Here is a 13,678-nt window from a genome sequence, read left to right as displayed (position 1 = left end):
CGAACCCGATCAGGCGTAGGCGGTGGCGATCATATGGGCCGTCAGCACCCGATAGGCCTTCGTCCAGGCGTCGGCCACTTCGGGTGTCCAATGGCCGTCGAGGCAACGCGCGAGGCTCGCCAGCAGCACCGTGCCGACCACCGAATAGTGCAACGGCGTGACGCCGTAGTCGACGTGCTGCTGCGCCAATTTCTCGGCCGCCGGGAGCAGCACGGCCGGGTTCTCCAGGCTGCCGACGATCACGGCCAGCGTTCCGATGAATTTCCGCTTCTGCTCCTCGATATCGCCGCGGAACATCGGTCGCACCTCGGGTACGGCCTCGAACAGATGCTCGTAGAAGACATCGGACAGCCGCCTCGCCCCCGACCAGATACGGTCGAACGAGGTGCGGACATGCGCAATGTCGTCGGCCGACAGGAACTCTGTTGTCATGTTCTACATGGCCCAGCACTATTCGGTTCCCTGATATCATGGCCGATGGTCCAGCAGAAGAGCCGTCCGGGCGCTCACGCCGCCTCGACGAAGCGGTTGCGGGCGTAGAGGAACTCGAGCACGGCGGCGCGGCAGCGGTTGTACTCGTGATTGTCCACCAGCTCGAGCCGGCGGCGCGGCCGCGCCAGGGCCACCGTCAGGACCTCGCCGATGGTCGCGGCCGGCCCGTTGGTCATCATCACGATGCGGTCGGACAAGAGCACCGCCTCGTCGACGTCGTGCGTGATCATGATCATGGTGTTGTTCAGGCGCGCATGGATCTCCATCACCTGATCCTGCAGATGCGCACGGGTGAGCGCATCGAGCGCGCCGAACGGCTCGTCGAGCAGAAGAATCTTCGGCTCCATGGCGAGCGCGCGGGCGATGCCGACCCGCTGCTTCATGCCGCCCGAGATCTCGGCCGGCCGCTTGTCCTTGGCGTGTGCCATGTTGACCAGCGCCAGGTTCTCCATGATCCATTCGCGCCGCTCGGCCCGCGAGCGCTTGCCGCCGAACACCTTGTCGACGGCGAGCGCGACATTCTCGTAGACGGTGAGCCAGGGCAGCAGGCTGTGGTTCTGGAACACGACCGCACGGTCGGGCCCCGGCTCGTCGACCTCGTGCTCCTCCAGGAGCACGCCGCCGGTCGAGGCCCGCAGCAGGCCGGCGACGATGTTGAGGAGCGTCGATTTCCCGCAGCCGGAATGGCCGATGATGGAGACGTACTCGCCCTGCTGGATCTTGAGCGTGACGTCGCGCAGGACTTCCGTGGTGGCGCCGGCCCGCGAGAAGCTGATGCCGACATGGTCGATCTTGAGATAGGGATTCATGGCTCGGCCCTCAGTTCGATGCGGTGCCGCGAGTGACCAGCACGGCGGCGCCCGCCACCAGCCGGTCGAGCAGGAAGCCGACGCCGCCGATATAGGCGAGCGCGACGACGATGTCGGGCAGCCGCGACGAGTTCCACGCGTCCCAGATGAAGAAGCCGATGCCGACGCCGCCGGTGAGCATCTCGGCCGCGACGATGGCGAGCCACGCGAGCCCGATACCGATGCGCAGGCCGGTGAAGATGTAAGGAGCGGCCGACGGCACCATGATCTTGACGAAGAACTCGAGGTGGTTGAGCCGGAGCACCCGCGCGACGTTGCGGTAGTCCTGCGGAATGTTGCGGATGCCGACCGCCGTGTTGATCAGGATCGGCCAGATCGACGTGACGAAGATCACGAAGATGGCGCTCGGACTGGCGTCGCGGAACGCCGCGAGCGAGATCGGCAGCCAGGCGAGCGGCGGCACGGTGCGCAGCACCTGGAACAGCGGATCGAAGCCGCGCATCGCCCACACCGACTGCCCCACCACGGTGCCGACGGCGACGCCGACGACCGCGGCGAGGCCGAAGCCGATGGCGACACGCTGCAGCGAGGTGAGCACGCGCCAGCCGAGCCCGATGTCCTGCGTGCCGGCGACGAAGAACGGATCGACGATCAGATCCTTCGCCTCGCTCCACACCCGCGAGGGCGGCGGCAGCGACGAGGTCGGGCTCCAGCAGGCCATCTCCCACACCAGCAGGAACAGCGCCGCGATGATCAGCGGCGGCACCGTGGCGGCGGCGATCTTCTGCGCGACCGGCAGGAGCCGTGCGGAGAGCGGCGGCGGTTTTCGCGCGAGCGGGACGACGGACGCGGTGGCCACCGGCGCAGCGGCGGCAACCCCTTCCGAGACGGTCTTCAACTTCAGCATGGAATTCGCCACGGGGGCTCCTAGAAGTCAGTGTTGAACGAGGCGTCATTCCGGGACGGCGCGGAGCGCCGGACCCGGAATCCAGCCACGCCCTCGGAGACGGTCGCTGGATTCCGGGTTCGCACCTTCGGTGCGCCCCGGAATGACCGGCTGCGATACGCTCGTCACACCGTCACGCGCTTGATGCGCTGGGCGCGCAGATAGGCCATCGGGTCGGCGGGATCGAACTTGACGCCGTCGAAGAAGGTTTCGACGCCGCGGCTGTCGGAGGTCGGATGTCCGGCGACGCCGAGCGTCTTGGCGGCCTCGATCCACAGGTCGGAGCGGTTGGTCTTGTCGACCAGCGCCTTGATGTCGATCGACGGCTCGAACTTGCCCCAGCGGATGTTCTCGGTGACGAACCAGGTGTCGAGGCTCTTCCACGGATAGGACGACGACCCGCCCTCGCCCCAGAACTTCATGTAGAGATTGGTGCCCTTGACGGTGCGGCCGAGGCCGTAATTGATGTCGCCCTTGAGGCGCCCGATGATGTCCGGCACCGGCACGTTGAACCACTGCCGACGGCCGATGATGGTCGCCATCTCGTCCTTGTTCTCGGCCCTGTCGCACCACTGCTGCGCCTCCATCACGGCCATCAGGATGGCCTGCGTGGCGCGCGGATTCTTGTCGACCCAGTCGGCCCGCATGCCGAGGATCTTTTCAGGGTGCCGGAACCACAGCTCGCCGGTGGTCAGCGCCGTGTAGCCGATGTTCTGGTTGACGAGCTGCTCGTTCCACGGCTCGCCGACGCAGAAGCAGTCCATGTTGCCGACCTTCATGTTCGCCACCATCTGGGGCGGCGGCACCGTGATCACCTTGATGTCGGTGTCCGGGTCGATGCCGCCGGCGGCGAGCCAGTAGCGGATCCACAGGTCGTGGGTGCCGCCCGGGAACGTCATGGCGGCTGTCAGCTCTTTCCCCTGCTGTTTCTTGCGCTCGAACGCGGCCTTGAGCGGCGAGGAGTCCTTCTGGATCGCCAGATCCTTGTACTCGTTGGAGACCGAGATCGCCTGGCAGTCCTCGTTGAGATTGAGCAGCGTGTACATCGGCAACGGCTGATTGTTCTGCATCACCTTGCCGGTGGTGTAGAGATGCGTCTTCGGCCGCAGGATGTGGCCGCCGTCGATGCCGTTACGCTCGGTGCCGAGCGCCATGTTGTCGCGCGTCGCCCCCCACGAGGCCTGCTTGGCGATGTCCATGTCGGGCAGGCCGTGCTTGTCGAAGAAGCCCTTCTCCTTGGCGATGATCAGCGGCGAGGCGTCGGTGAGCGCGATGTAGCCGAGCTTGGTGCCCTTCACTTCGGGGCCCGCCGCTTGCGCGAAGGCGCCGGCCGGCAGCGCCGCCTTGGCGGCGGCCAGCAGGGCGGCCGTGCTGGCGGCGTTGCGCAGGAACTGGCGGCGGCTGGAACGCAACGGCCGGATCGTCGTGGTCATGCTGTCTCCTCGCACGGCAAAAAGAAACGCCGCCGCTTCGAACCGACACGACGCGCCCCGGAGATCCAGGCGCGTAACGACAGCTCGAAGCAGCGGCGTTGCTGCGATTACGGGTCGACCACCGTCAGCGTCGGCGGTGGCCGCCGAGACTTGTTATACAAGTGGCGTGCCAACCATGCCGCGTTGCGGAAAATCAATTAGTTCCCGGGAGCTAGGAAGGGATCTGCGACCAAAGTCGAACGCCGCGCCGTGACCGTTCATGCGCCTGTGAAGAGCACGCGGCGAGAGCACCTGACCAAATGCTGAGCAGAGGAATCAGCGCGTGACCGGCGTCCCGGCCATCGCCGCATCGAACAGATCGCTGCGGTAGACGGCCCGCACCGCATCGCGCGAAGACTCCGGCACATGGCCGGCGGCGCGCATCGCGTCGAACAGCCAATCGGCCTGCGTCGGCTCGGGGCGGCTGGCGTCGAGCACCAGGAACTCGGGATCGACACGCTTTTCGCCGGCGCTGTCCACCACCAGGGCGCCGTCGAGCGTCCGCTGCACCAGCGCGGCCGGGAGATCGAGATGGCGCGGCTCGCCCAGCAGCGCGGCGAGGTCGGCGTGGTTCTCCGGCACGGCGCACCATGCCGCCGCCGCGGCCAGTGCGCGGATCAGTGCCGCCATATCGGCGTCATCGGCCCGCTCGGCCGGCACGGCCAAGACCTTCTCGGGCGCGAGCCGAACGATCTGGTTGCCGAGCAGCAGGATGGTACCGACGCCGTCGTCGACGGCAACGCTGTTCCACGGGCTGCCGACGCAGAAGCCGTCGACATGGCCGCGCCGCAGTGCGTCGACCATGAAGGGCGGCGGCACCACGATGATGCGAACGTCGTGCTCGGGATCGAGCCCGCCGGCGCCGAGCAGCCGGTGCAAGAGATAGGTGTGGGTGGAGAACGGAAACGTGGTGGCGAGCGTGAGCGGCTCTTCCACGCTGCGCGCGCGGGCGATCTCGCCGAGCGCCTCGGCGGCCGCCGCGAACCCGCCGCCGAGGCCGCCATGCTCCGCCAAGGCGTCGGCGAGCGGCCGCGACACCGTGACGGCGTTGCCGCCGAGATTGAGCACGACGGGCGCGGCGAGCGGCAGCGCCACATGGCCGAGGCCGAGCGTGGTCGCGACGGCCAGCGGCGCCAGCATGTGGGCGGCGTCGAAATGACCGAACACCAGCTTGTCGCGGATGTTCGCCCAGGAGGTCTCGCGCACCAGCACGAGGTCGAGCCCTTGCGCCTCCGCAAAGCCGCGCTCGGCCGCGGCGATCAGCACGGCGGCATCGGTCAGCGGCACGTATCCGGCGGTCAGGCGCGTCATCAGAACAGCTCCGCGGCCGTGATGATCGCCTGCGCGATCTCCACCAGGCGCTTCTTCTCGTTCATCGCGGTCCGGCGCAGCAACGCGTAGGCATCGGCCTCGCTCAGGCCCTTGCGGGTCATCAGCAGGCCCTTCGCCTTGTCGATGGTCCTGCGGTCGGCGAGCGCGGTCTTGGCCTCGTCCAGCTCGCGCCGCATGCGGCTGTAGGCGTTGAAGCGCATCACCGCCATGTCGACGATGGCGCGCACCCGTTCGGGCTTGAGCCCGTCGACCACATAGGCCGAGACGCCGGCGTCGATCGCGGCCTGCATGGTGGCGGTGTCGGAGCGGTCGACGAACACGGCGACCGGGCGCTCGACCACCCGCGATACCTTGAACATCTGCTCGAGCACGTCGCGGCTGGGGCTGTCGAGCGCGATCACCACCACGTCGGGGGCGAGCGCGACCAGCCGGTCGAGCAGGTCCGGCGAGTCGGGAACGATCGCGACCCGCGGAATCCCGGCGGCGCGCAATCCCTCCTCGATGATTGCCGCGCGCGCCCGATCAGCATCGACCACTGCGACTGAGACCACCCCATCCTGCATTGCATCATTCTCGCCGGATCGGAGCCGCGACGCAATCGCCGACGCGGGCGGGCCTGGGCGTCAGAGCGTCGCCTCGAAGCCTTGCAGCACGTTGACGGCGTTGAGGCCGATCGCCTCGACGGCATAGCCGCCCTCCATGACGATCAGGGTGGGCAGGCGCAGTCCGGCCAGCTTTTGGCCGATCGCGACGAAGTCGGGACTGTCGAGCGTGAAGCGCGAGATCGGGTCGCCCTTGAAGGTGTCGACCCCGAGCGAAACGACCAGCGCCTCGGCCCCGAAATCGGCGACGCGCCGAAGCGCATGATCGAGCTCCTCCGCCCACGCTGCGAAGCCGGTGCCGAAGGGCAGCGGATAATTGGCGGTCGCCCCCTCGCCCGCGCCCATGCCGGTCTCGTCGGCGTGGCCGAGGAAGTAAGGATATTCGTGCAGCGGGTCGGCATGCAGCGACACGAACAGCACGTCGCCGCGGTCGTAGAAGATGTCCTGGGTGCCGTTGCCGTGATGATAGTCGATGTCGAGCACGGCGACGCGTGCAGCGCCACGGTCGCGCAGCGCCTGCGCGGCGACCGCGGCATTGTTGAAGAAGCAGTAGCCGCCATAGAAGGCGCGGCCCGCATGATGGCCGGGCGGGCGGCACAGCGCGAAGGCGACACGCTCGCCCTCGGCGATCAGGCGGGCGCCGGTCGCCGCCACGGCGGCGGACGCGGTGGCTGCCCGAAACGTGCCGGCCGTGATCGGCGTGCCGGCATCGAATGCGTAGTAGCCGAGTTGGCCGTCGATGTGCTCGGGCCTGATGCGGCGCATGCCGGGGGCGAGCCAGGTGAAGGGCAGCGCGTCGTATTCGCCGTGCTCGGCCACCCAGGCGTCCCAGGCTTCGCCGAGGAAATCGACGAAGTCGTCGGCGTGCACGCGGCGCACCGGGTCGAGCCCGAGCGCGTCGGGCGGCACCACCGGGCCGAGCCCGACCTCGCGGACTCGCGCCAGCACCAGCGCGGCGCGGCGCGGCATCTCGAAGCTCTCGACCAGCTTTCCGTCGTGCAGCTCGGCCTTGCCGTCATGAAGGACGTGATCGTCGCTGTAGACCGTGATCATGGACTCGACTCGCGTGGATCGGGACGTGCCAAGGCCAGCACAACGAGACGTGGCACGCGACAGATGCGCAGGTCGAGGACGCGCCCGTTGTGGACGACCGCCTCGCGGCCGGCGAGATCGACCGTGATGTCGTGAAAATCGAGAATGACCCCGTCGAGCGGATAGACGGCCTTGTAGACGGCCTCCTTGGCCACGAACAGGAGTCGGCCGGCGATGGGATCGCCCGCGAGGCCCGGTCGCTCCGGCTCGGTCGCGACGAGATCGAGCACGTCGTCCGGCAGCGGCTCGGCCGGCTCGACGTCGATGCCGAGCGCCGCGACGTCGCCGCGCCGCGCCACGGCGGCGACCGCGACCTGGTCGTCATGGGCAAGCGAGCCGACAATGCCGGCCGGCCAGGCCGGCGCACCCGACGCGGTCTTGAGGACCGCGCAGCCGGGATGGCCGAGCCGTGCCAAGAGGTCGCGCACGACCAGCCGGGCCGAGCCGCTCGCCCGCCGCACGGCCAGCACGGTCGTGGCGATCGAGCGGGCCTCGTCGTCGGTGAGCGCCGCCTCGTCGCCCGGCGCGATCAGGCGATGGCCGATGGAAATACAAGGCGCCAAAGCGTCGAGCGCCTGCTGCAGGGCCGGATCCGTGCGGGTGGACATTAGCCTTCGGCTGGCCTCACGTGGACAGCGTCCCGACCGGCACCTCGGCGATGACCTCGCCGTCCTCGTCGCAGCCGATCTCGACGAAGCCGACGCTCGCATAGAGGCGTTTCGCCGGGTTGCTCGGGTCATAGCAGATCGAAACGGTGGCGATGCCCGGCAGCGTGCGGATTTCATCGAGCGCCCGCTGGAGCGCGGCGCGGCCATAGCCGCGGCCCTGGCAGCGCCGATCGATCATGAAACGGTAGATGACGGCGCGGCGGCCGCCCTCACCGTCGGCGTCGTACATCAGGAAGCCGACCAGATTGGCTCCGGCATAGATGGCGCGCGGCCGCGCCAGTGGATCGAATTTCGACTCGGCGATCGAGTACAGGTTGCCGGCGACGAGATCGCGCTGGTCGGCCTCGAGCTCGAGCGCGGCCACGTCGCGCCAGTTGTCCGCCGTCACGTCGGCGAGCCGCACCTCGGCGAGAGTGGCGGCTGCGACGTCGTTCGTCAGGGCACGAGCCACGCTGTCACTCCGCGGCGATGCGGTACTCGGGCTCGACCGTCTCGGGCACCGTGTAGACGGCGGCACCGAGCGCACCGTCGGCGGTGCCGTGCCGGCGCCAGAGCTTCGCCGGATTGCCGCGCCAGGTCGTGTGGGCGTCGACCACCTCGCCCTTCATCAGGAACGCGTCGGTATCGATCACCACGTGGTCGCCGAGCGTGACGCCGTAGTGGACGAAGGCGGCCGGGCCGAGCGTGCAACCCGCGCCCATGCGGATGTGGTCGGACTTGAACACGCCCTCCTCGAGCGAGTGCGCCTGCAGGACGCTGCCCTCGTTGAGGTTGGCCCAGTCGCCGACCTGGGTGAGGCTGCGGTCGGTGATCGAGCAGCCGAGGTCGACGACCTTGCGGCCGACCTTCACGCCCATCAGCCACAGGATCAGGCTCTTGATCGGCGTGCCGCCGAAGAGCTGCACGTGCGGCCAATCCGAGAGCTTCCAGTGGCGCTCGTGGCTCCAGAAATAGGGGTCGTAGATGGTCACCATCTCGGGCTTCAGCTCGCCGAAGCCGAGCGAGGCGCGCTCCATCATGGTGAAGTAGAGCACGGCGCCGGCCGAGGTGATGGCGCCGGCCGCGAACAGGGCGAGCACGCCGAAGGTCGGATAGACCAGCAGCGCGGCCTGCCACACGGCCAGCGAGGCGAACACCAGCAGCCAGCGGGTGGCGAGGAACAGCGCCGCCGTGACGGCATTGTAGCGGTTCTTGGCGGCGAGACGGCGCAGCCGCTCGTCCTCCGGGATCGCGGAGAGCATGCTCTTGTCACGCTCGACCATGCGCGGGATCTCGAAGGGCGGCGAGCCGAGCAGGCCGCAGTTCTCGCGCACCGGGCCGTCGACCGGGATCATCACCTTGGTGCCGAGCAGCACGTTGGCACCGGTGCGGCCACCGGGCGGATACTGGATGTTGTTGCCGAGATAGTTGTTGTCGCCGATGCGGGTCTTGCACAGGCGGAACGACGTCGCCGACATCTCCAGATTGATCATCGACAGGCCGTCCGAGACCATCGTGCCGGAGCCGATGTCGCACATGAACGGATTGTCGTGCTTCTGGTTGGTGCCCATGTTCGAGCCGGTCTGCTCGACCTTGTTCAGGTTCCAGCCGACGAAGCGCATGTAGCCGATGATGGCCGACGAGTCGCCGAACAGCACGTTGAAGAACAGCGAGTTCGAGAATTTTTCGGTGAGGCCCTGCAGCCAGGCATGGATGCCGAAGGTCGAATAGGTGCGGCCTTCGGTCAGGAACAGGCGGGCGAGCCGGGGCACCAGATAGACACCCGCGAGCCCCGTGACGATCGACCCGAAGAAGGAGGCGAGCGACACCAGCAGCACGGTCGGCAGCGAGCCCCAGAAGGTGGCGGCGGCCGTGTCGGCGCCGGCGTGGTGCTCGTAGAGCGCCATGGCGACGATCGGGACCGGCACGACGAGGAGGAACAGCAGGGAGAACTGCACCACCTCGGAGAGGCCGCGGCGCAGCGCCGTCGACGGCAGCGGCTCGACCCGAACATAGTCGGCCGTGGTCTCGATGGCGGGCGAGCCGTGGAAGCGCTTGCCGTCCGGCACACGCTGGCCGCTCTGCAGCGAGGAGGCGTGGCCGAGCTGGGTGTCGTCGCCCATCGCGGTGTCGATGTCGAGGACGCTCGCCTCGCCGACGAAGGCGCCGGCGCCGATCGTCACCCGGCCAGTGTGGATGAAGTTCGACTGCGCCCGGTAGCCGAGCACGATCGACTCCTTGCGCAGGATGGTGTCGTCGCCGATCGAGATCAGGTCGGTGCAGACCGGCACGAAGCGGCACTTGACCACCGCGTTGCGGCCGACCTTGGCGCCGAGCAGGCGCAGATAGACGTTGTAGATCGGGTGGCCGCCGAACAGCGCCACCGGCGCGTTGCGGATCAGCGTCTTGGCCGCCCAGAAGCGGAAGTAGCGGGCGCTCCAGATCGGGATGCGCTCTTCCTCGAAGCGGCCGACCAGCAGCCACTTGCCGACGATCGACACCGCGGTGAGGCCGAAGAAGCTGGCCACCGCGGCGAACGCGCTGCGCAGATAGAGCTGCACCGGATCGCCGGCCGCCGCATAGGCCCATTCGAAGCTGGTGTCGAACACCCACAGGCCGAGCAGGCTGTAGGCCCCGTAAAAGAGAAGCTGGGCGGCGCCGCAGGTGTAATACGAAAAGTCGGACGGGACGTGGAACGGCTCCGGCGCCGCCGGGACCGGCTCCGCCGCACCGCCCGCCTCGAAGGTCGCGGCGAGCTTGGCGATGGTCGGGTTCGTGTAGATGTCGCGCATCGACACGCCCGCCATGCCGGGATTGCGGCGGATGCGAGCGCAGAAGCGCGCCATCAGCAGCGAGTTGGCGCCGAGGTCGTCGAAGAAATGGTCGTCGATCGACACGCGCTCGACGGTCAGGATCTCGGCGATCGCCTCGACCAGCAGCCGCTCGTTGTCGGTGCGGGCGGCGACGACCTTGCCGGTCGCCGCGGCCTGGCAGCGCGAGCCGGTCGGCTTCGGCAGCTTCTTGCGGTCGGCCTTGTTCGACGCCGACATCGGGATCGCCGGCAGCTCCTCCAGATAGGCCGGCACCATGTAGGCGGGCAGCCGGCGCTTGAGCGCCTGGAGGATTTCTCTGCGCGGCAGCTCGCCGGCGCCCTGCTTGAGGGCGTAGTAGCCGACCAGCTCGGGCATGCCGGGCTCCGGCTCGAAGGTCGACACCGCGGCCTGGGCGATCTGCGGCATCTCCATCAGGACCGACTCGATCTCGACCAGCTCGATGCGGTAGCCGCGGATCTTCACCTGGGTGTCGATGCGGCCGAGATACTCGATTTCGCCGGAGTCGTTGATGCGGCCGAGGTCGCCGGTGCGATAGATGCGCTTGGAGGCGTTGTTGGCGATGCCGAGGAAGTCCGGGATGAACTTCTGGGCCGTCAGCTCCTCGCGGTTGAGATAGCCGGCGGCGACGCCGATGCCGGCGATGCCGATCTCGCCGAGCTCGCCGCGCGGCATGGCGCGCGCCTCGGCCGGATCGAGGATCACGATCGAGTAGGTCGGCATCGGAATGCCGATGGTGACGGGCTTCTCCGGGTGAAGCTCCGTCACGGTCGCCGTCACGGTCGCCTCGGTCGGCCCGTAGGTGTTGAGGATGGTGCGGCCGCGGCGGCTCCAGCGCATCACCAGATTCTGCGGGCAGGCCTCGCCGCCCACCATCAGCAGGCGCAGATGCGGCAGGTCGCGCTCGATGGTCGACAAGAGCGTCGGGCAGCAGCACATCGCGGTGACGCGCTGCGCGTGCAGGAAGTCGGCCAGTTCCTCGCCGACCAGGCCGCCGCCGGCGCGTCCGGGCACCAGGGTCGAGCCCGCCATCAGCGGCACCCAGGTCTCCTCGATCGAGAAGTCGAACGCGATGGTCATGCCCTGGTAGACGCGGTCGCCCGGCCGGTACCCGTAGGTCTCGGCGGCGACGCGGACGAAGTTGCAGATGCTCGGATGCTCGACCAGCACGCCCTTCGGGTTTCCGGTGGTGCCCGAGGTGTAGATGATGTAGCAGGCCTGATCGTCGGTCGCGGCAACCTCGGCCTCGGTCAAGCGGGCCGGCGAACGGACGTCGATCTCGTGCCGGGCGGCGTCGAGCAAGATCGCCGTGGCATCCTGCTCGGCGAGCCGCGACGCGAACGCCGACATCGACACGATCGCCTTGATGCCGGCGTCGGCCAGCATGAAGCGGATGCGGTCGGCCGGCAGGCCGGGATCGAGCGGCACATAGGCGGCGTTGGTCTTCAGCACCGCGACCAGCGCCACATAGGTCTCGATCGACTTGTCGAACAGCAGGCCGACGCGGTCGCCCGGGCGCACGCCCTGCGCAACGAGGTGACGCGCCACCTGGTTGGCACGACGATCGAGCTCCGCATAGGTGAGGGCCGTGTCGCCGGCCAGCACGGCGGCGTGGCGGCCGAAGCGCGCCGCGGCGTCCTCGAACAGATGATGCAGGCGCTCGCCCGGCTGCCAGTGCGGCGACGGGTCACGGCTGCCGCAGGACAGAACGTCGCTCTCCGCGAGCCGCCGCCCGAGACTTTCCAGCAGGTCGTGGCCGTCGGACTGCCCGAACGAACGGACGGAACGGCCGATGCCGCTGGACGATCCGTTGAGCGCGTCGCCGAAATCGATTCGATGGGCCATTGTTCTGCTCTGGTTCTGTCTGGCGCAGCGCGCTCGTCGATCGTGGTGCCTGATGCGACCGATCAGGGTCCGCAGTGCCTCGCGGCCCCGGCAAGATCGATCAGCGGCGCGGTGTGAAGAGCTTCGCGAATTCCCCCGAGGCTCTTGGTCGTTTCCAGCCTCTTGCGACGCCACCATGTGAACCGGCACATGAATGCTGCCTGAATGGGCCGTGCAGGTTTGGACAGCGCGATGTTTGTTGTTGTCGCAAAGCCACATCCGGCGCGCTTTCCGGCGATTCCTCAGAGTTATTACGTACGCTGCGAGGGTGGTTAGCGGCCGGTTACAAAACGGGTATTTCAGCACTCGAAGCGGTCGCCATGGCGGGCCACAACCCAGGGCCGTGAGCGCGTCCCGGCGATTCGAATCGAGCCGGACGATGCCCGCGGGCGCCGCCCCCGGAGCGTCACACCGGGCCAACCGGGTCGAAACGGATCGAGAACACCAGCACATGCGGCCGCCGCCCATGCGTCGCACCGCCGCCGGTGTCGCTTTCGCACTTGACCGGGGCGGGGCCGATGCGCCCCAATCGCGCCCGACCGTCCCCGGTCGGTCGCAGCCTGCGGGTTACCGACCGCCAGCCCCTGCGCGTCGATCGAGTCACCGATCGGTCACAAGTCTGCAGCGACACGGTGCGAACGAACGGCACTGGAGACGCATGATGATTCTCGGACTGTCGTTCACGACGTTCACGGCCCTGCACGTCGCCATCAGCCTGATCGGCGTCGTCTCCGGGCTCGTCGCGATGTCCGGCATGCTGGTCGGCAAGCGGATGGCGTCGGTGACGCTGGTGTTTCTCGCCAGCACGGCACTGACCAGCCTCACCGGCCTTCTCTATCCGTCGGCGAGCTTCGGGACCCGCCATATGGTCGGCATCGCCTCGATCGCGTTGCTGGCGATCGCGTGTCTCGCCGCCTATGCCTATCGGCTCGCGGGCGTGTGGCGACCCGTCTACGTCGCGTCCGCGCTGCTGGCCCTCTATTTCAACACGATCGCCGCGATCGTTCAGGCGTTCCAGAAGATCCCAGCCCTCGCCGCTTGGGCGGCGAGCGGATCCGAGCCGCGGCTGCTCACCATGCAGGTGGCGGTGTTCGTGCTGTTCGCCGTGATGGGTGGTCTCGCGGTGTGGGGCGGTCGTCGCGAAGCCGTCGGCCCGTACCACGGCGAGCGCCTCGGCGGGCAAGGCTGAACGCCGGCCCGACCTGTACATCGATGCAGGTCGGCGGCTCCCGGGCTCACCACGTGTATCGCGCCGTCGCGGTTCCGGCGTAGGTGCGGCTGTGGGCGGCGGCCTCGCCGTCGAACTTCGCCGCGAGCGCGAAGCCGTTGGCGAAGCGCAGCTCGGCCCCGCCGATGCGAGGCCGGAGTCGTGCGCCGGGGTCGCGCCCGTGACCGTGAAGCTCGCACCGGGCAGCGCCTGGAGGGTGGCGGCGAGCGTCGGGCCGCTCACCCGCCGAAATTGTCGATTCCTGCCTGGCATGGCGTACTCATCCCGAGCCAGGTCAGCGTGACAAAGAGCGGCGCCGTGTGCCGATGCCGGGCAAACGGTGCCGCCAAATCGCAGACAATCG

General features: G+C 68.4%; 11 protein-coding genes. 1 reads left to right on the top strand and 10 read right to left on the bottom strand.

Annotation, left to right across the window (positions count from 1 at the left end; genetic code table 11):
• Positions 1-9 precede the first annotated feature (9 nt).
• The 10 genes from HXX10_RS00210 to HXX10_RS00165 all read right to left on the bottom strand — a co-directional run bounded on the left by HXX10_RS00210 (position 10) and on the right by HXX10_RS00165 (position 12,068).
• Positions 10-432, bottom strand: coding sequence for a globin domain-containing protein (locus tag HXX10_RS00210; protein WP_296519325.1), 423 nt, complete (start codon positions 430-432; stop codon positions 10-12).
• 74 nt (positions 433-506) lie between these two features.
• Positions 507-1,301, bottom strand: coding sequence for an ABC transporter ATP-binding protein (locus HXX10_RS00205; protein WP_296519324.1), 795 nt, complete (start codon positions 1,299-1,301; stop codon positions 507-509).
• Between the two features lie 10 nt (positions 1,302-1,311).
• Complete coding sequence (ntrB, locus tag HXX10_RS00200; protein ID WP_296519676.1) at positions 1,312-2,208, bottom strand: nitrate ABC transporter permease; 897 nt, start codon at positions 2,206-2,208, stop codon at positions 1,312-1,314.
• Positions 2,209-2,372: 164 nt separating this feature from the next.
• Positions 2,373-3,680 (bottom strand): CmpA/NrtA family ABC transporter substrate-binding protein, encoded by a 1,308-nt coding sequence (locus tag HXX10_RS00195; RefSeq protein ID WP_296519323.1) that lies wholly within the window; start codon positions 3,678-3,680, stop codon positions 2,373-2,375.
• A 315-nt stretch (positions 3,681-3,995) separates the two neighbouring features.
• The gene (locus HXX10_RS00190; RefSeq protein ID WP_296519322.1) at positions 3,996-5,030 is read right to left on the bottom strand and encodes a CmpA/NrtA family ABC transporter substrate-binding protein; all 1,035 of its coding nucleotides are present in this window, start codon (positions 5,028-5,030) and stop codon (positions 3,996-3,998) included.
• Positions 5,030-5,614 (bottom strand): ANTAR domain-containing response regulator, encoded by a 585-nt coding sequence (locus tag HXX10_RS00185; RefSeq protein ID WP_296519321.1) that lies wholly within the window; start codon positions 5,612-5,614, stop codon positions 5,030-5,032. The genes HXX10_RS00190 and HXX10_RS00185 overlap by 1 nt, the downstream gene beginning before the upstream one ends.
• Before the next feature lie 60 nt (positions 5,615-5,674).
• Positions 5,675-6,706 carry a histone deacetylase family protein gene (locus tag HXX10_RS00180; protein ID WP_296519320.1) on the bottom strand — a complete coding sequence of 344 codons (1,032 nt, stop codon included), beginning with the start codon at positions 6,704-6,706 and terminating at the stop codon, positions 5,675-5,677.
• Positions 6,703-7,353: a 4'-phosphopantetheinyl transferase gene (locus HXX10_RS00175; RefSeq protein ID WP_296519319.1), complete on the bottom strand. Its 651-nt coding sequence runs from the start codon at positions 7,351-7,353 to the stop codon at positions 6,703-6,705. Before HXX10_RS00175 ends, HXX10_RS00180 begins: the two co-directional genes overlap by 4 nt.
• A 16-nt stretch (positions 7,354-7,369) precedes the next feature.
• A complete protein-coding gene (locus HXX10_RS00170) occupies positions 7,370-7,864 on the bottom strand; it encodes a GNAT family N-acetyltransferase (protein WP_296519318.1) in 495 nt (164 codons plus the stop codon).
• A 4-nt stretch (positions 7,865-7,868) separates the two neighbouring features.
• Entirely contained in the window at positions 7,869-12,068 is a 4,200-nt protein-coding gene (locus HXX10_RS00165; RefSeq protein WP_296519317.1) for a Pls/PosA family non-ribosomal peptide synthetase, read from the bottom strand.
• A gap of 697 nt (positions 12,069-12,765) precedes the next feature.
• On the opposite strand from HXX10_RS00165, the gene HXX10_RS00160 reads away from it, so the two are divergent.
• The gene (locus tag HXX10_RS00160) at positions 12,766-13,296 is read left to right on the top strand and encodes a hypothetical protein (protein ID WP_296519316.1); all 531 of its coding nucleotides are present in this window, start codon (positions 12,766-12,768) and stop codon (positions 13,294-13,296) included.
• Positions 13,297-13,678: the final 382 nt, after the last annotated feature.

The organism is Rhodoplanes sp. (assembly GCF_013377085.1).
Classification (GTDB): domain Bacteria; phylum Pseudomonadota; class Alphaproteobacteria; order Rhizobiales; family Xanthobacteraceae; genus Rhodoplanes.
The sequence above is the reverse complement of the archived record's forward strand: the minus strand, read 5'-3'. Positions and strand labels throughout refer to the sequence as shown.